At 45.1% G+C, this 17,964-nt stretch carries 16 protein-coding genes and 3 pseudogenes; 1 reads left to right on the plus strand and 18 read right to left on the minus strand.

The window, feature by feature from the left end; genetic code table 11:
• Nucleotides 1–13: 13 nt before the first annotated feature.
• From QJ48_RS07200 to QJ48_RS36730, 12 genes and pseudogenes are all read right to left on the minus strand, one after another.
• A complete protein-coding gene (locus QJ48_RS07200) occupies nt 14–1,324 on the minus strand; it encodes an opine metallophore biosynthesis dehydrogenase (RefSeq protein ID WP_054972959.1) in 1,311 nt (436 codons plus the stop codon).
• A gap of 35 nt (nt 1,325–1,359) precedes the next feature.
• On the minus strand, nt 1,360–2,154 hold the full coding sequence (locus tag QJ48_RS07205) for a class I SAM-dependent methyltransferase (protein WP_054972960.1): 795 nt from the start codon (nt 2,152–2,154) through the stop codon (nt 1,360–1,362).
• Between the two features lie 25 nt (nt 2,155–2,179).
• Nucleotides 2,180–3,013 carry a hypothetical protein gene (locus QJ48_RS07210; RefSeq protein ID WP_054972961.1) on the minus strand — a complete coding sequence of 278 codons (834 nt, stop codon included), beginning with the start codon at nt 3,011–3,013 and terminating at the stop codon, nt 2,180–2,182.
• A 253-nt stretch (nt 3,014–3,266) separates the two neighbouring features.
• A pseudogene (locus QJ48_RS07215) lies at nt 3,267–4,398 on the minus strand (transposase); the annotation flags it as partial.
• Between the two features lie 665 nt (nt 4,399–5,063).
• Nucleotides 5,064–5,579: a hypothetical protein gene (locus tag QJ48_RS07220; protein WP_054972962.1), complete on the minus strand. Its 516-nt coding sequence runs from the start codon at nt 5,577–5,579 to the stop codon at nt 5,064–5,066.
• Between the two features lie 661 nt (nt 5,580–6,240).
• Entirely contained in the window at nt 6,241–7,215 is a 975-nt protein-coding gene (locus QJ48_RS07225) for a hypothetical protein (RefSeq protein ID WP_054972963.1), read from the minus strand.
• 18 nt (nt 7,216–7,233) lie between these two features.
• A complete protein-coding gene (locus QJ48_RS39140) occupies nt 7,234–7,359 on the minus strand; it encodes a hypothetical protein (RefSeq protein ID WP_272948114.1) in 126 nt (41 codons plus the stop codon).
• Between the two features lie 468 nt (nt 7,360–7,827).
• Nucleotides 7,828–8,283, minus strand: coding sequence for an immunity protein YezG family protein (locus QJ48_RS07230; RefSeq protein WP_054972964.1), 456 nt, complete (start codon nt 8,281–8,283; stop codon nt 7,828–7,830).
• Nucleotides 8,284–8,285: 2 nt separating this feature from the next.
• A complete protein-coding gene (locus QJ48_RS35695) occupies nt 8,286–8,576 on the minus strand; it encodes a DNA/RNA non-specific endonuclease (protein ID WP_237762834.1) in 291 nt (96 codons plus the stop codon).
• A gap of 416 nt (nt 8,577–8,992) precedes the next feature.
• Nucleotides 8,993–9,514, minus strand: coding sequence for a hypothetical protein (locus QJ48_RS07235; protein WP_054972965.1), 522 nt, complete (start codon nt 9,512–9,514; stop codon nt 8,993–8,995).
• Between the two features lie 345 nt (nt 9,515–9,859).
• On the minus strand, nt 9,860–10,681 hold the full coding sequence (locus QJ48_RS07240; protein WP_237762835.1) for an IS110 family transposase: 822 nt from the start codon (nt 10,679–10,681) through the stop codon (nt 9,860–9,862).
• Between the two features lie 254 nt (nt 10,682–10,935).
• Nucleotides 10,936–11,112 (minus strand): hypothetical protein, encoded by a 177-nt coding sequence (locus tag QJ48_RS36730; protein WP_157261551.1) that lies wholly within the window; start codon nt 11,110–11,112, stop codon nt 10,936–10,938.
• A 565-nt stretch (nt 11,113–11,677) separates the two neighbouring features.
• On the opposite strand from QJ48_RS36730, the gene QJ48_RS07255 reads away from it, so the two are divergent.
• On the plus strand, nt 11,678–12,679 hold the full coding sequence (locus tag QJ48_RS07255; protein WP_054972968.1) for an NAD-dependent epimerase/dehydratase family protein: 1,002 nt from the start codon (nt 11,678–11,680) through the stop codon (nt 12,677–12,679).
• 137 nt (nt 12,680–12,816) lie between these two features.
• Here the strand turns inward: QJ48_RS07255 and QJ48_RS07260 are convergent, their stop codons facing one another.
• From QJ48_RS07260 to QJ48_RS07280, 6 genes and pseudogenes are all read right to left on the minus strand, one after another.
• The gene (locus QJ48_RS07260; RefSeq protein ID WP_054972982.1) at nt 12,817–13,719 is read right to left on the minus strand and encodes an AraC family transcriptional regulator; all 903 of its coding nucleotides are present in this window, start codon (nt 13,717–13,719) and stop codon (nt 12,817–12,819) included.
• A 164-nt stretch (nt 13,720–13,883) separates the two neighbouring features.
• The gene (locus QJ48_RS07265; RefSeq protein ID WP_054972969.1) at nt 13,884–15,659 is read right to left on the minus strand and encodes a beta-galactosidase family protein; all 1,776 of its coding nucleotides are present in this window, start codon (nt 15,657–15,659) and stop codon (nt 13,884–13,886) included.
• A 439-nt stretch (nt 15,660–16,098) separates the two neighbouring features.
• The gene (locus QJ48_RS07270) at nt 16,099–16,935 is read right to left on the minus strand and encodes a hypothetical protein (RefSeq protein WP_054972970.1); all 837 of its coding nucleotides are present in this window, start codon (nt 16,933–16,935) and stop codon (nt 16,099–16,101) included.
• Nucleotides 16,936–17,060: 125 nt separating this feature from the next.
• Nucleotides 17,061–17,258: pseudogene (locus QJ48_RS38565) on the minus strand (transposase); the annotation flags it as partial.
• Between the two features lie 163 nt (nt 17,259–17,421).
• Nucleotides 17,422–17,523 (minus strand): annotated as a pseudogene (locus QJ48_RS39455) (transposase); the annotation flags it as partial.
• Between the two features lie 100 nt (nt 17,524–17,623).
• On the minus strand, nt 17,624–17,953 hold the full coding sequence (locus QJ48_RS07280; protein WP_054972972.1) for an Imm8 family immunity protein: 330 nt from the start codon (nt 17,951–17,953) through the stop codon (nt 17,624–17,626).
• Between the last annotated feature and the right edge of the window lie 11 nt (nt 17,954–17,964).

Here is a 17,964-nt window from a genome sequence, read left to right on the forward strand (position 1 = left end):
AATAACGGCTAGTTCAACGCTTGGATTCCCAACCTTTTCCGATTTCGCTGCATATCATCTGCAAATCTTCGGCAAAACTCCGGACGACAAAGGCATCGGACAACCGTTCGCCTTGATGAGCTTGCGCGGCCTGTTCAATTTTGCTTTCATAGGTCCGAATGAACTTGTCGATGGTGGGGCACTTCGAGCCTACATATTTTGCGATTCCTTGGATGATCTTGATCCGGTAATAGTCTTCCTTCGGCATTCTTGGGATATCCCACTCCCCTTCCCTGTTGACAAACAGGGTTCGAATGGGAACCGCGGAAAAGTCGAAATATTTGCCCTCCTGATCCGGCTCGGAGAACGGGTCGATCAACAGCGAGGTATAACGGATATACAATAAATATTGTTGATGAATCGTCTCCAACTCGTTGAAATTGTCGATATCATGACGCGATAAGCTCTCCAATCTCACCGGATAATTGTCATCCGTCATAAATTTAAGCAGATTTATGCCTTTCATATTCATGGTTTCGATCATACTTGTAATCTCTTTCCATTGGGCCAGCATATCGCGAATCAAATATTGCGTGATGGGTCCTTCGGGATACATTTTATACACATACTTCTTGGTCCGGACTTCTCCAAATATGACGCTGAGCGAAAAATCGTTCATAAACAACGGCGGGTGAACATAGAGCGATATATTTCTTGTTTCCGCCTCTAGGGGAGCTTGCATGACTTCCAGAGCGATGCCCAATGGTTCGTATAGCTCGCAAAACGTTTCGACATTCCGGGACGGATGCCGCGTCGAGCCGATAAAAAGCTTTTTCTTGACCGCCGTTGTGATGACATGATTGGACGGTCTGTCATGCATCCATCGCGTATCGCCCAAGTACGTCGAAAAACTGATGATTTCCGCGTCCGAAGCAAGGCCGTGCATGTAATTGCGGATTAAGCTGTTAGAACCGAACGTCGGAGAGACCAGAACGATACACTTGATTTGTTGTAAAAGCTGCTTATCAATTTGCTTTAAGACCTCGATATACGCATCCGTTGTGACGGACAAAATCACGGTATCCCATTCCCCCGTAATGGTCCCGTACCCGTGAAAAACGTGGTCGACGAAGCATTCGCCTTTCATCGCCTGGTGCTTTTCATTTTGAATGTCTGCGCGAATGAAATGGTTATTTTGCTGAAGGGCGGTAAAAAACGATTCCGAACGGACGGATTGTCTCCCGACGATGCCTATACAGCCATTCAACCGATTTTTTAAAGTGACGGCAAGTTGAATCGATACAGGCCCCGTTCCCAACACTAACACTCGCCTAAAATCGCTCATCGCTCATCCAAGCTCCTTTTCTGCAAAAATGTAGTTCAGGCTTTGGTATACAATGCAATATCGAACACATGATCCGGACGCAATATGGTTTCAACCGTCTTCCATTTTCGCCCGTCCACTTCTCTCCTCGGGTAATTGAACAAAGACTTCAACCGATCGCCATATCGCATCGCCACAATCACATGTTCATTGGTTAACGTATGTAATTGATCCAACAGGTCGTATTTATTTTCAACCGTCGAACTAAAGATGATATGGGTCGCGTCTTTCGTAAAATCAAGATTTTCGACGAACGCGTTTTCTAATCTGATCTTCAATCCTTTTCCTAATGCACCAACAACTCGCGATCCGAGTTCGATCGCCTCATCGTCAATGTCGATGCCCACCACCTCTGCTCCTGTCCGCTTGGCAATGAGTAGCGGCGTCATCGGAAACGAACCTGAGCCTACCAGCAATACTTTGGATTCGGAAGTCACTTGAAAACTGCCAAATTCTTGTTCGATGCAGGCTTCGATATTTTTGAAATAATCGGTGATCCCGGCCTGCCCGTCCAGCAGCTTCAGTGCGCGGTATTTCTCCATAATCGCGACACAAAGGGCCGAGTTTTTTCTCACAGCCTCCACCAGTTGTTGAAGTCCGCCGGGCTCTTGCTGTTCCAGTTGTTCCCAGGCTTTTTTATTCCTCTCGTTGGTTATGAAATTGGAATAATCATTAATGATCTTCTCCAACTCCGAGCTAGGATGGATAGTACGGTCATATTTCCTCGCGAGCTCAATAAACTTTTCGGAATATTCCGTCAAATGTAACTGTAAGTTTTCCGTCGCATTCATTCGTTTCTCTCCCGTATGTAAATGGCTAAATCTCTATAAAAGCTTTGCCTTGCGCTACGATTCCGACCGAGCCTTCGATGGCCAGACTCGTCAATTCTTCTTGATCCCAATCGGCAGTCACGCGAATCGTGCCGCCGGGCTGCCTGATTTGCGCAGCAACGGCCCCTTTATTTTTCCAAGCCAGATAGGCTCCTAAAGAAGCTGTGCCCGAACCGCACCCCCTTTCCCATACCATGCTGTCCAGAGACGGGACATAAATGAGCGGTGCCATTTCATCCGGGCCGGACTTATACAATAAAATGCCGATCAAGCCGGACCCTAAAGTTACTCCAAGCAACTTGGCTAAAGCTTGCGCCGTTTTTCTCACGGTTTGATGGAATTGCTCTACTTCGATGACGATATGAATATAATCGTGATATCTCACAATCACGATATCCAAATCGTGACCGTCATACGTTATGGTTGTCCGTTCTATCTTTTTCGGAAGAGGCATCGTCACTTGACAAACATATTCGTCTGCAGTTCTTCTCACTTGACACATGACGAAATGATCCGTTCCCGAAGCTTCTAATACGATGCTTGTCATATCATGAGGCTCAAGTCCTTCTTCGGCTGCAAGAAAAGCGGCCAGTGCCATGCAAGCATTCCCGCAAAATTCGCCTCCGGCCATTTGCAAATGAGCGGCAGCAGCATGTTTAACCGGTTGTTCAATAAACCCTACTTGTTCGGCATGCACGTTGTCGTAAGACATAAGCTTTGAAGCAATGTGCTCATACTCTTCAACCGGATGATTCGTTTTAACAAGAACCGTCATATTTTGCGTAGGATTAAATTTTATAAACTCGATTTCTTGTCTCATCACAACTACCCTCTGGCTATAATTTTGATGTAGCGCTTCCTTTGCTTCGTCGGTTTAATTAGTAAAAATTACGATTATTAATTTAAGGAAGATTATACCTATAATGTAGGACAGCGTCAATACTCATTCTGCTTTTTTGTATCACTTGCGAGTCGTTGCCTATGCCGGGGCACATAGCAAAGCGCATGCCGGCATCGGCATGCGCTTCTGAAAAGCTTTTTTATTGTTCTTTAAACGACTTGGGGGCGTTCTCCTGCCGGCGCTCGAATTCCATCACCAAGTAGCGGCTGAATACAACCGTTGTATGGCTGATGAGCATGTCGAAGGAACGGCCTTGAAACTCGGTGCCGAGCTTAAGATAACTTTTGTGAATTTGAAAAATGTCTCAATACTCCACCTCATGCCGTAAATCCGAACAATTTCCTCCGCATCGATTATTAGGTCGGTGCTGAGGATCGCCAAACCATTCCCGTCTCTTGTTGCGGTTTTGAACAAACACTAGCTTGATCGCCAAGCCACAGGCTGTTTCGACGATCACCGAGCCAAGTACGTCTGAAGCTTTGTTCTTCTGTACCGTGCTATACAGTTCTTTTAAATTCGGCAGCTTGCCATTCAACCGGTAACGTTGTTTCATGTCTTTGATCATGCCGATGACCTGAAGTCCTTTGGCGGTTAACGTTCGGAGCAGCGGCGCTTGGGTGAACCAACTGTCCATCAGCACATAGTCGGCGGCAAAGCCGACAAACAGTGCTCGTTCGACCCATGTCGGCGACAGCATCTGGTTTACGGGAAAAAGCTTCTATCCGGCGTTTATAGCCCTGACTACGCTTGGACAAATGCTCGTTCATCTCGCAGATGCGGTTCACAAGCTTAGCGGAAGAAAGCATGACAAAGTCGATCGGCGCAAAGCTGAAACCGTCCGACCAGCCAAGAGTCAGCATATTGAAGCCCTTGGTAAAGCGGCCGGTTGTATGATCGAACACGCGGGCTAAGAGCTCGGCTTTCTTGCTGCGGTTACGGCTTAAGACGGAATCGTCGACGATGAAGACACGCGTGCGCGAAGACGAAATGAGCGACTCGAAGTGCAAAACGATTTTCAAAGCAAAGCTGTGAAGAAACTTCCGCCAGTTAAAAGAAGCCTGATTGAGAAAACGGTAGACAACATCTTTGCGGGGTAGCGACTTTCCACGATCGCTTTCCAAAAGACGAAACCAGTTCCGGCCCTCGAAGACGAGTGAAAACAGAATTTGAAACACGGCCAAGCTGGAATAACCGAATGATTTGGAAATACCAGCCTTACGTAGCAAATGGCCGATTTGCAGGGTGGAAAACACGGCTGAAAAGCGACTTTTCGCCTGTTCAGACAAGGAGTTATGGTGTACCATAGGAGTTACGCACCTTTCTTTGTTTGCATGGTTGCTGGACACTTTCATGATACCAAACAAGAAGGGTGTTTTTCTGGCAAGAGCGGACTTTTTATGTCATCGAACCCTGCAGTACAAAGTGATTGTGCCGATTTTCAAGCTGCGAAAGTTGAGTAATTAAGACTGCTGAGATTTTCATTTGTTATAAACTTAGATTGATATACATCCAAATCATTGCTTACGAATAGGGTACCACTAATTCTTTTCATGATAGGGCTGGATCCATCATCCAAAAGTAGCATTTCACCATCAACATCTCGTAAGAACCTTCCAATAACCTCAAGAAATTTTAACCAACCTAAATCAAAATTCCTTGAAATCATCTGGAAGTTCAGATATGTCTTTCAGAATGTTTTTCCACTTGACTGTAGGCATAGTATTCTTTTTTCTCTTCATTACATTAAACCTCTTTAAGCCTTACCTTCATTTATCTTGTCCTCCTGGGTATACAAAAAAGGCCAATTCCTCATTATTCGAGTTGGAATTAGCCATTAAAAGTATCAAGCGTTTTGTCAAGTTTTTTAGTGTTTGATTTGTAGCTTGTATTCTACTATCTTGTTATTGAAGTTGGAAATTGGTTTACACAAAATTTTTGACACACACTCTTATGACCACCCCACTAATTTTTAAAATAAGCCCTTTATTTCTGGAGACTCTAAAATTTCTTTTAATCTCAAAAAATTCAACTCCGATAAATATGCAGTAAATAACTTCGATTCAATCTTTATTTTACTATCTTTTAAAACATAGAGCGTTTGCGTTCTACTACTTATGGATTCAGTTGGTGTTAGTAGAATAATTTTTTCTAAGCTAGTAACAGGAAAACTCATTTCAATAAAATCCTCAAAATTAAGAACTTCTATTGCTTTTTCATCCAACCTCCCCCTCACAACAATATTTCCACTTCTATGTAGAAATGGCTCAAACTTAGACTTGAGGGCTAAATCTTGAACAATATCAGCTAATATTTTGCCTATTTCATGTTTATCATCAATTGACTTAATACAATCAATGTGTAATATAGAACTGTTCCACTTTGATAAGTTATGCCATTGTGAAAGTTTCGGAAAATAGAATCTTGGTTCTTGACTGTCTATCATATTACCACAAATTTTACAAATAGCTATTTCACTCTTCATCATCAATTTCCTCCTGGTGACCAATTCGATAAATCCTCGTAAGGTTTTTCTTCACCAGATATAGCACTTTTAATTACTGATTGTTCCTGTTGGAATGCCCTAAGTACTGCTCTATCATTCGAGCTTGGTATTACACTGTACGGATGAGAATGTCCAGACAGTTTCCAACCATTACCAACTTACTTTATGGGTATCATTATTTGGGTTGGATCACCTTGTATTAATACTCCATTCCCATTAGGTCCTCTAACCAATGCTCGGTACCTCGCCCTTCGGCGAAGCTCCGCCTTTGCCCTTTTCCTTAATCTTGCTAAGTCCTTGCGATAGCCAAGACGCTCCAAGCATGAAGCTGCCTCCTAGGACAGCTCCAAACGCCCGTCATGGGGATAACCGCTTCTCCACCTATCCCCGCGGCTGGACCAATATGGCTCCGCATATCGCACCGATCACGGCTCCTTATGCGGCGCTTTTTAAATAGTCGTGCGCACTGCTCATCTTCGTTTGCAATATCGGATGAGGCAGTCGCGACACCCCCTCCAATCGCTCCAAGGGCTACCCCTATCGCTGCTGCTCCAATAACCGCACCGGCGCTAAATCTTTACTATCTGGAATATCGGCTTTTGCTATACCTTGACCATACATATTGACTTCCCCCGTATATAATTTATCGAAATAATACTCCATGTTTGTTCGGGATATATTCTGGGTAATTTTTACGATAAAAATTATCTATCTGGAGCAACAAAGGGTCCCATTCAGGGTATGGTTCAGGGTCTCCAAACACCATCTTCGCTTCTGGGGTATTCATCAATAGATCTTCAAATTGTTTCGGGACATACAAATCCATTTGTTTCCTCACATAAAGCAAGAACAAAATTTCAAAAGGATAGAATCCATATCTGAAGTCACCAAATTCACCTAGTTGTCCTATTTCTGAGGCTAATTGTGAATGATACAACGCCATTTTCCCAACCAAATTTTCGATTTCTTCCGAACTAGGTGTTGACCATCTTTCCAACACTTCACTATAAACATCTAGATCTTCAGGTATTAAACCGCATTGTAGCCCAGCATTCTTAAATTTTTCTTTCACATTTAGATGTACTTTTTCTTTAGTTCCCATAATTGTATTATTTCTATATTGCAAGTATAGCTCTAGTAAAAACCAAGTATGTCTGTTCTCATCATTTGCTTCCAATAAATTACTGCCAAAATGTTCAACAATAAAATCGAATAATATATTTTCTTCTTTCTCCCATCCAAACATCGTGAAATGAACTAAGGCTACTATAACTCCCCTAAAAGAGTACTCTATTATCATCTGAGGATACCGGATTTTATAAAGATCTTGTCCCATACACTGATAAAATACTACCTTTTGCATGTTTTTTAATCCTTCTGCTTTATATCCGCCGCTAATCAATACATCATTTTTCCATTGGGACAAGTAATACGAAAAAATTTTGTTGAGATTTACCAACAAAATATGATCCTTCTCTATTGCATTCGATTCAACTATACTTTCAATTTTACTTTTGCTAATATCATATTTTTCCTTAATGTCATTAAAATTGATCCCATCAACAAAATTTTTTCTGTATCTTTTATAAGCCATGTCTAATTTTTTGGGGTTTAACATTTATACTCTCCTTAAAGTTTAATCTATTTCTTTATTCCAGTCTTTTATCTTTAATTCATCTACTCCGAATCCAGTTTTGGGTATTTTTATATCTGTTTTAACCCTAATAAAATCAAATTTAAGTCCGGGGCTTTCTTCCATCAAATTTTCTAGCTTCTCCTTAAAATCAGCATACTAGAATCATCACTATTAAGCATTTGTTGGAAATACTCCTTGCCATCTAATTGAAACTGCCCGAATCTGATACTTTAAATTCGATCATTGTTAATTTTGGTGGAGGACCTTTTGATAAAAATGTCGCGTCTATACCGTTCCTAACGATTTGGAAGTACTCAAGGTACAGACGACTTATTGGCAAATCCCCCGGCTTAAACGCTGCTACGTTTATCTACCCAATCCACCAAAGTGTCGAATAGAACTGTTTATCTTTTGTGAAAGGTCAAAATTGACATGAACAAAAAAAGCTTAATCCCCCTGGTATGGCAAGTTGGAACAAGCCTTTGAAAGTTTATAAACGTGGTTTTCATGTTTTTTAGTGTTTCAGGATTGTAAACCATTTATACTCAAGATTTTTGATAGACTGGGATACCCAAGTCTTCTTAAATTGAGCCATTAAAGAGATTTACTTTTTATCTCCTCAAACCATTCATCAGCAAAGTCATCAGCCGTTTTTAGATCATCATTTGTGTGCACTAAATCATACTTGTATTCAGCTTGAAACTTGCCACTCGTAGCATCATATATTAATTTCATCTCAGTTGGCATGTCTTTTTCAAATTCTTTGCACAATTCTTCAATTTTTTCGATATTATCATTGATAATATTTAATACCATAAACTGTCTTTCTGTAGAAACATCATAACTTTTGTCCCCATCCTCCAATACATCATTCAATTTATGACACTCTACATATTTATGATTAATTAAATAAAAGAAACTGCTCGATAGCATATCTTCTTCACATGAAGCATAAACATACACTTTATTGGCTCTATCTCCTACATATTCCATACATATGGATATCATACCTGCTTGCAATTCACTAAACCTTTCTTCAAATTCTTTCATAATTACATTCCACTCCCTTTGATTTCCATTTTTCTTATATTTCTTCTGATTACCTCTGATAATTGTGAAACCAAATTGTCAATTTTAGGTGAGCCTCCAAATTTATCACCTGCCAAATGTCCTGCATCGTCTTTACCTTTTATTCTACCCGGTGTATTTTTGCTGTGTGACAATCTTTCTGTTCTCTTTGTTAATTGTAAATTATCCGTTTCAAACTTACCAATCCTACCTAGGCTATCTGTTTCATAAAAATAATCATATTCTCCAGTTATAAACCTAATATTAGGCTTCAATTTATTTTTTCTTCCATTTGTAAACTTGTGCCACCCCCTCCCGAATTTTTCATGAATTTCGGACTTAATTAGAGGGCAGGTGGCTAGCCTTTAACATATGACCTTCCCGTTATGAAATGTTCAGTTATGTCCTGACAGTGTAGTGGTCGGAATATCCCGCATTTTAGTTGCGATGACCTCGACAGTATATCCATCGGGGTATCTATTCGGAAAGTTGCGATTGATTTCAAAAAACTGCGAGAAAACGAAGATAATAAAAACAGGTCAATCATGGTGGTATCTGACCATAATCGACCTACTCAATGTAACGCTATAGCGTTATTTAAGGATAAGATTCAAGCATTGATGTGCGTACAACCAAAATGATTTTTGACAGACTCTTCTGAATAGTTTCCGTGGGGTCTATTTATATGGTTTTATAATCCAGTTTCATAGTCTTCTATCAAATGTGACCAATATCCTTCAACATCCTTCAATGCAGCCGGGTCAATCTGTTCATAAAGCTTGCGTAGTTCAATTGCATACTTGTATGAAGTATATATATCTCGTTGTCTCATTTCCGATGACACTTCCCACCTGATTAATTGAAACAAAAAAAATGTTCTTAAGTTCTTATTAAGCATGTAAACCAATGGATGATGAAAAGAAGAACTAGTAAAAAGCCCATCCTCACCTTCTTTTAAGTAAAGTCCATATCCGTATGAAGCATATTGACTGATTTTGTGACCGATTTTGATAAATTGTACCTCACCAATTAACAACTTTTTAAAATCATTCAGTTCATAAAATACAAAATCATCAAATTCTTCTGGTACTCCAATGTCAATCATAAAATCAGCATTTTCACGACTGACTCCAAGACCTACCAATTCATTAAAATCATAGTCTCTTATTTCCGAGTCATAATATTCGCGTATTTCTCGAATATCATAATCCATAATATCACTCCCACTAAAAAGTAATGTTATCTCCCGTTTTCTCACGTGATCTCAATATTTCGACTTTGACAGCCTGAGCGGTAGTAGTGGAGAATGTAGCCCATGCAACTGAATGGAATCAGAGCGTAGGCGGGAACAGAGCTTAGGATGTCAAACTCCAAAACTGTGGATAATTTGGTATAATCGCACAGTTGGATATCCACATTCACCCTCGGGGTTTGCCCTCCCATGTCACGCTGGGTCTATGCCCTCACATTCCTTCGTTCTACCTCTCAAGGGGTGGATGCCAATTCTTGCTCCTTTACGGGGACCACTCCGACGCCTGGCACCGACAACATCTGTGCACTACCAGGAATGTTTTCTAGGATCTCTAGCACCTTTGCCATGGTCGTTTCGAGCTGTTGGTGAAACAGGTCGTACTGCTGCAACAAGGTGGTCAATTCTATTCGTGCTGCTTCTACACCTTCCGTTAGACCAATCGAGGTAGAGGCTGTCGCGACGAGCTTCTCTGCTCGTCGTATGCCTACTCCACGTTCCACTTCCGTCTTCCAACGCTCTAGACGCCTCTGGCACCCTTAGACACAAGCCTTCCCAGACTTTGAAGACGCTTGTGTACTCCGGAAAGAAGCGGTCAAACCAATTGACGATGCGGCCCTTCACTTGCGTCAAGCTTACGGAAATCTTCTCGCGGAGATTCATCAGGATCCGGAGATCTGCGTACTCTTTTGTCGGCAGACTCGGTTCCGAGTACTTTCCGTTGCGAATGAGATCGGCGATGACCTTCGCATCCTTGTAGTCACTCTTCGTCTGCGAGTTGTCTTCTAGTTCTTTGCTTTTGTTGACGTGGTGCGGGTTCACAACGACAATCTTGATGCCTTGCTCCTTCAGGTACGCTGCTAACGGGAACCAGTAGTGACCGGTGGGCTCGATACCAAAAACGATTTCCGTCTTGGCATGCGCTTGTTTAAGATCTTTCATCCAAGTCGCAAGCTTCGTCAGCCCATTCGCATCGTTATGGAAGGTACAGTCTTTTCCAAGTTCAATACCGCGAAAATCTACTGCTCGAGCCACATGGATCTTCTTCGCAATGTCTGCACCTACAACCAGCGTTGAATCGGTAATTTGTGTAATGCGTTGATTCTGTTTCTGCTTCAGTTTATACTTCATGTTGAGTACCTCTTTCGTATGTGGGTTTTGTTCTTGCCGGAACGTTCCCAGTATACAAGAGGTGCTTTTTTCTTTCAAAGCTCAAATTACTTCATTACAAAAAAGCTCATTCCTCCTCATCGTTCAAGTTGGAATAAGCCTTTGAAAGTTGGACTAAGCGTGTTTGTCAAGTTTTTTAGTGTTTGGTTTATTGGTTGTATTGTAAGATCTTGCTGTAGAACTGTAAACCACTTATTTTATTCATGTTCTACCAATTAAACAGCTTTGAGTTCTATTTTTTCAATTAGTCCCCAATCTACGCCTTCTTCAAGTTGATTGTCAATCTCCTCTAACAGTTTAAATCCTTCTTGCTCAATCCCCTCATCATGCCCATATACTTTTAAACTGCACAAACCAAAAATACATGCTGTAATATATGCTTTGCTTATCAAGTGCGCTTGACCCAGCACTACTTTTAAAAAACGAATAATACGCTAACAACTCATTTAATCGAGGATCATCAATATTCACATTGTAGAAGCTGCGTAGTTGTTCATCAGAAATAAAATTCTTCAACTCGCCTTCTTTTATAATCTTCATTTACAACACCTATCCTTTACTCGGGAAAGTATTTAACATCAATATCAATATTTTTAGATTTGAACAAATTTGTCAATTGCTCTACAGCCTTCTTATCAGAAACTAGCCATTCCACCTTATCCCCAGCAGCAATAGCTGATTCTTGTTGCCTTAATGCCTCTTGAACAACTTTGTTCTTAGCAAATTCCGGGAGTTCATCCACATGGTAAAATGATTTGGCTTTATTATCAACTTGCCATCTTGCAAAACGTCATTTTGGACCTTGTCCCGTCCCCTCGAAAGATTTATGCGGATGACTACCACCAGAACCACCTGAGTTACAGTGGGAGTGGTGGATGCGTTTCATTGACAAATCAATACATATCGTAATAAAATATTTTTACGTAAATATATATTTTTTAAAAAGGTGGTGGCTTCATGAACCTGTTAATCTTAGGTGGTACCCGATTTTTGGGGAGGGCTTTGGCGGAGACGGCGCTGAAGCGCGGGCATACGTTGACGCTCTTTCATCGCGGGCGGCATAGTCAAGACGCGTTTCCCGAAGCGGAGCACATCATAGGGGACCGTGAAAGCGGGCTTGAACTGCTGCGGGGCAGAACGTGGGACGCGGTGATCGATACGTGTGGCTTTGTTCCCCGCGTCGTACGCTCCTCGGTCGAACTGCTGAAGGAGCGTGTAGGACATTATACGTTCATTTCGTCCGTATCGGTATATGAGGATCTAACGCGGTTACATGTAAAGGAAGACGCCCCTGTCGCAACTCTCTCCGATGAAAGCACCGAGGACGTGACGCAGCACTACGGCGCGCTCAAAGCGCTTTGCGAGAAAGCGGTCGAAGCCGCCATGCCCGGCAGAGCGCTGCACATCCGGCCCGGTCTGATCGTCGGCCCGTACGATTATTCGGACCGATTCACGTACTGGCCCCATCGGATCGCGCAAGGGGGAGAAGTGCTGGTACCGCCAAAAGAGGGGCGTATTCAGGTGATCGATGTAAGAGACCTCGCCACGTGGGTGATCGACTTGGTCGAAAAGCAGACGGTCGGCACGTTTCATGCCAGCGGCAGCGACTTTACGATGGAGCAGCTCGTCGACGCGTGCGCCCGGTTCAGCAGCAGCCCCGCCGAGTTTACCTGGGTCACCGAACCGTTCCTGAGAGAGCAGCAGGTCGGCCAATGGATCGAGCTCCCTCTCTGGCTGCAAAGCGACAGCTTGGTCGGCTTGTTCGCCATCGACAATGCGAAGGCTTTCGCTTCCGGACTGACGACCAGACCGTTAATCGATACGGTTCGCGACACCCTCGCATGGGATCGAAGCCGCCCGACGGAGGAGAAGCGCAAAGCCGGACTGGACCCGGCCCGTGAGGCGGAGCTGCTCCGCCTGTGGCATAGCAGGGATGCCGCTCCTTTCGGGGCAAAATGAATTAAACCGCTTTCAAAATTAGGAATAGGGAATCTTCGTTCGGGAGGCGGCCCCAGCCGGGAAGAATCGCCGAGCAACTCCCCCCCGCGGCGGGGCAACGCTCAAACGAAAAAGCAAGCGCCCCCTCTGCCGCTGGGTTACGAGCAGCCGTCGTGCTTCGGCTTGTAATCGCTCGGGGCTTGACCGGTCCAGCGGCGGAATTGCCGGGAGAAGTGGCTCGCGGATTGAAAACCGAGCCGCTCGGCGATCTCCGTCATGGGCAGGTTCGTCGTAACCAGCAGCTCCTTCGCCAGGCTCAGCCTTCTTCGGCTGACGTACTGCTTGGGCGACAAGCCGTACACCTTGGAGAACAACTTCGAGCATTGGCTGCGGCTCAGGTGAAGCTCCTCCGCCACGGCGGAAATCGTCGCTTCTTCATGAAAGCTTCCGGCCAGCCGCTCTTCGATCGCATGTGCGACATCGATGGCGAATAAAGTAGTCTCCTTGGACGAGGCTTGACCGGCGTGCGCATCCCGCTCCCGGATTAACGCAAGCACATCCCGAACGATGAGTAACGTATACGATTGCAGCAGCAGCCGGTCCTCGAACCGGGGATTCAGCTCCTCGTGCCAGGACACATCTCCATGCGTATCGGGAGCGGCGTACTGCCGCATCATTTCTTCCAATTCCTGAACATAGAACGGAAGCTTCCCGCGGGCCGCAGATCCGGACGGAATATGGGAGTAAGGCGCAGCCCCGAGTACGCTCCGCACCTCCGCGTCGTCCAAGTCGAAATGCACGTTGAAGAACCGGTAATGCGAGCTTGCGGCTGCCGCGGATTCGTGACGGATACCCGATTTGATCAGCAGCCAGTCCCCTGGACGAAGAGTCAAGGAGGTCCGGTTAATTTCGTGCACCGATTCGCCCTCCAGGCAGCAGATCAACTCGTACAAATGATGATGATGCCGCGGGTACCGCCAACCCGGCGGCTTGATGCCGAAGTGACAGCCGGTCACCTGCAGCGTCTGTGTCATATTAGGAAAATGGAATAAACGGTCCATGCCGGTGACCGCTCCCTTCTGGCCAAATCCATCCTTTCCCTCAATGTAACACGTTTCGCAGGCCGATGTCATCTCGAAGCCGGTTTGCAAAGATTCCCACAAATCGTAAAAAACCGGTGCCAACCCTTGATAGGTCGGCACCGGCCTCATTCATCGTTACCTTATTATACCGTTACCTGCGATACCGGTCCGAGCTCTGGCCGGTCCGTGAACGTCAACTCCCGCTTCTCCGTTCCATGAAGCTCAAACACGACGATCTCGTTCTCGCCTTGCCGCAGCAGCGGCGCAGGGATATACAGCGTCTGCTGCGGCCCGCGCTTCCAGTAGCGGCCCAGATGGAAGCCGTTGACGTAAACAATACCTTTGTTCCAGCCGTCGAGGCGCAGGAACGTATCCGCCGGCTGCCCCTCAATCGGCAGCACCGCGCGGTAAAAGCCCGGGTATCCCGGCTCCGCTTCCTTCCCGTCAAAGCTGACCGGGGCTACGTCCTCCAGCGGCAACGGATAGATGTTCCAGCCGAACAGGAACTGGTTGCCGTGGCGAATGCCTTCCGTGATGCCTTTGCGGTCGAACATGAACGGCCCGTAGTTGATGCGGCCCATATTTTCGACCAAAATGCGCAGCGTCGCTCCGCCCTCCGGCACAGCAAAAGCTACCTTTTTGCTCGGATCCCAGCGCTCGATTACACCAAGGAACTCATCGTTCACATAAACCAACGCCCGGTCGCGGCAATCCTGCAGCACAAGCTCCCGTTCCTCCCGCGGCCCGGAGATGAATGTTTCGTACAGGATGAACCCGTCGTTTTGTCCGACCGCTTCCATCGGCTCCGGACACGTGTGACGGACCGGCTCCGACAGGCTGTCCAGCTGCCCGAACAGCGAGGCCGCTTCGCGAACCGGCACGCTTCCGTAGGCGGCCTTCGGAATCGGCTGCGGCAGCTCAAGTGGCGGCAGCTCCATGTAGCGGGACAGCGTTTCCCGCACCGCGTAAAATTTATCCGTCGGCTCGCCGGATTCGTTCAGCGGCACATCGTAATCGTAGCTGGTGATCGTCGGCTCGTAGTGATCGCGCTGCGGGCAGTTTGCCCCGCTCATATAGCCGAAGTTCGTTCCGCCGTGGAACATGTAGAAATTGACCGAAGCCCCGAGACGGAGCATATCGTCGAATACGTCCGCTACGTCCTTCGCGTCCCGCGTATGGTGCTGCTCGCCCCAATGGTCGAACCAGCCGTTCCAATATTCCATGCACATGATCGGTCCGTCCGGCTGGTACTTCCGCAGCATCTCGAACGCTTCCTCGGCCCGGGACCCGAAATTCACCGTTTCCAGCACGCCGGGAATCATGCCGCCCTGCAGCATGAAATGCTCCGGACCGTCTGAGGTGAACAGCAGCACGTCCATCCCCCGCTGCAGCATCGCATCCTTCAAATAAACCAGATACGCCCGGTCGTTCCCGTAGCTGCCGTACTCGTTCTCGATCTGCATCGCGATAATCGGGCCGCCGTTCGTGCACTGCAGCGGCTTCAGCAGCGGAAGCAGCACGTCATAGTACGCGTCGACGCGGTCAAGATACGGCCGGTGCATGCAGCGCACCCGCATGCCCGGATCGGCAAGCAGCCAAGCCGGCAGCCCGCCGAACTCCCACTCCGCGCAAATGTACGGGCTCGGCCGCACGATCACATGCAGACCGACCTCGCCAGCGATCTCAACAAAACGAACCACGTCCGCCAGCCCATCAAAACGGAACTGGCCCGGCTTCGGCTCGTGAAGATTCCAAGGAATATACGTTTCTACGGTATTGAAGCCGCAGGCTTTCAGCTTAAGCAGGCGATCCCGCCAATACTCGGGCACCACCCGGAAATAATGAATCGCACCGGAAACAAGACGGATCGGTTCCCCGTCCAGACAAAATTGCCCATTTTGCACATCGAACGTTGCCATAAGAGCACCCTTTCTGCATTCGGTATTCTCCCTTTATCTTAGAACGTTCGCGGGCAATACCGAATAGCCAAAGCGTCCGATTATTTGACCTTTTTTTCCGTTGTTCGGGTGTGTAGGGCTGGAAAGGAAACAGATATTCTTGCCGCTGCATTTTTTCCTGGAATGGTACACAAAAATAATGGAAACTGCACTATGCCGGAGTGGACAACCAATACTGCTCTTTTCAGACTTAGGTACGGTAACCATCTGATATACCTTCTATATGACGCTTCACAAATATTCCTTCGCTATGTGATGAGGATCTTTTTTCGACTCAAAACCAAGCAAGTGAATATCTTGGATTGAACCTTTCTTAAAGAGGTCAAAAGTCTCGGAGCTTATAATCTCTCCTTACTAATCGACAAATGCATCATTCCTACATAAAATAATATCTCCTTTCCTACCGCCCATCAGGCAGTGTAAAAATAACATCCAGCGGATCTCTCCCACTAAAAAGTGTTTGATACAGGTTTAGGACTCTTGATGATTGCAGATCTATGGCCTCATCATGGATGAGTTTACCCAGTTCTTCAAATATAGCTCCTTCTCTCTCATCGATGATATTTTGTTTAACCAGCCTTAGAGAACTGCCCTCTCGACTAAACGGCCAATCGACATGCGCTCCTTCATAATCAAATACAAAATCAATGGAGCTTACACCTTGGTATTTACCTACGAGAGGATGCAGAATAACTAAAAATTGTGCAAAAATATAAGTACGCTCCCTGACCTTTTGCGCATCCTTAACTTCGGCTTGAAGCGCGGATGATTGAGGGGGCAAATCTCCCCATGAATGAATGTTTATATACGTCAACAATGAAATAGCGTGTTGTTTGTCTTTAAACATAGCGATCTCGACGAAGATTTCATTACTGCTGATCCCCGATTCAATAAATCCTCTCAAACATCTGGCCGCATTTTCCAGCGTTGTAGCATACTGTGCCAATAGAGGAATGTACTCACTAAAAAGCTTTTCTATCATGCTCTTCTCAGCATTACCGTAAGTCGCTTCCACAATGGTCTCAATCACTAACGCCTTATTATACTTTTCATTTATTTTCGGCAACACTTCTTCTAAGAGGTGCCTAGTAAATTCAACATCATAAAAGTCTAATAAGGTTGAATAATCCTTCAAGCCGCGTAAGAAAGCCATAAATGTTTCAAATTCTGAAGAACCTTCATTACCATGAGTTAAATATTTAAATAAAGAGTTTATTTTTTGTACTTTATCCTCCATAAAGATCTCCTTATTAGGGGCTGTCTTCAAACCTAAGCGAGCCAGCCATAATTGAAACTAACGATAAAAAGCTTTGAACGTACATGCCAATTTATCGAAGCGTGTGGCGATTCGACGATAATGTTTTATTCTATTTGAAAAAGCATTCCACTATCAGCAAAAACATTAGTTCCCGCAAGTTCCATCGACTTTAGCATATCATAACCTGCCACGCAATCATGACTTTGGCCTCCGGTGAGTTCAAAACACAAAGGATTGCCCAAGGCTTCGACAATGACGTGGATTTTGGTTGTTAGTCCGCCTCTGGAGCGCCCAATGGCCTGAAATTGCTGCCCCTTTTGCCCCGGCTCCATGCTGATGAACGCGGAGAATGGTCGCATCGATCATCACATTTTCGAAGTCAGGTTCAATTGCAACATGTTCCAGAATCCTGTCCCACACGCCCGACATTTGCCAGCGGCGAAACCGGGTGTATACCGTTTAACACTATCCATAATATTGCAGAAAATCGCACCAAGGCGCGCCGGTTCTTGCGACCCAGAACATCGCGTTCAGCATTGTCCGATTATCTTTTGCTGGTCGTCCACCTTGCTTTTTCGCTCGGAAGGCAGCAAATCTTTAATTATATTCCATTGATCGTCATAAAAAGAAAACCTTGAAGGATATACCCCTCAAGGCCATTTTAAAATTAATCACCATACTCTGACATGCAATATTTCATTATATTACTTCTTACTTCGTGCCAAGTCTCGCCTCTGCATTCCAGCAATATTTCTTCTATTAGTCTTTTCGCTGTTTCATAGTCATATTTATCAACTATGATTAAACCTCTCTTAAAAACTGTCTTTTGGTTCTGTAGCACGTACATTAATCTTTTAGGAGTGGTCAAGTTAAAGTAAAACACATCTACGCCTTTACTCCCCTCCTCTCCTATCTCTGCATTAAGTACTACCCAGAAATCATCATCTGAATCAGGAGGAAATACTACCCCAAGAAATTTTAAAGAAGGTGTAATCAAAATATAACCCT

It is taken from the genome of Paenibacillus sp. A3 (assembly GCF_001399685.1).
GTDB lineage: Bacteria > Bacillota > Bacilli > Paenibacillales > NBRC-103111 > Paenibacillus_G.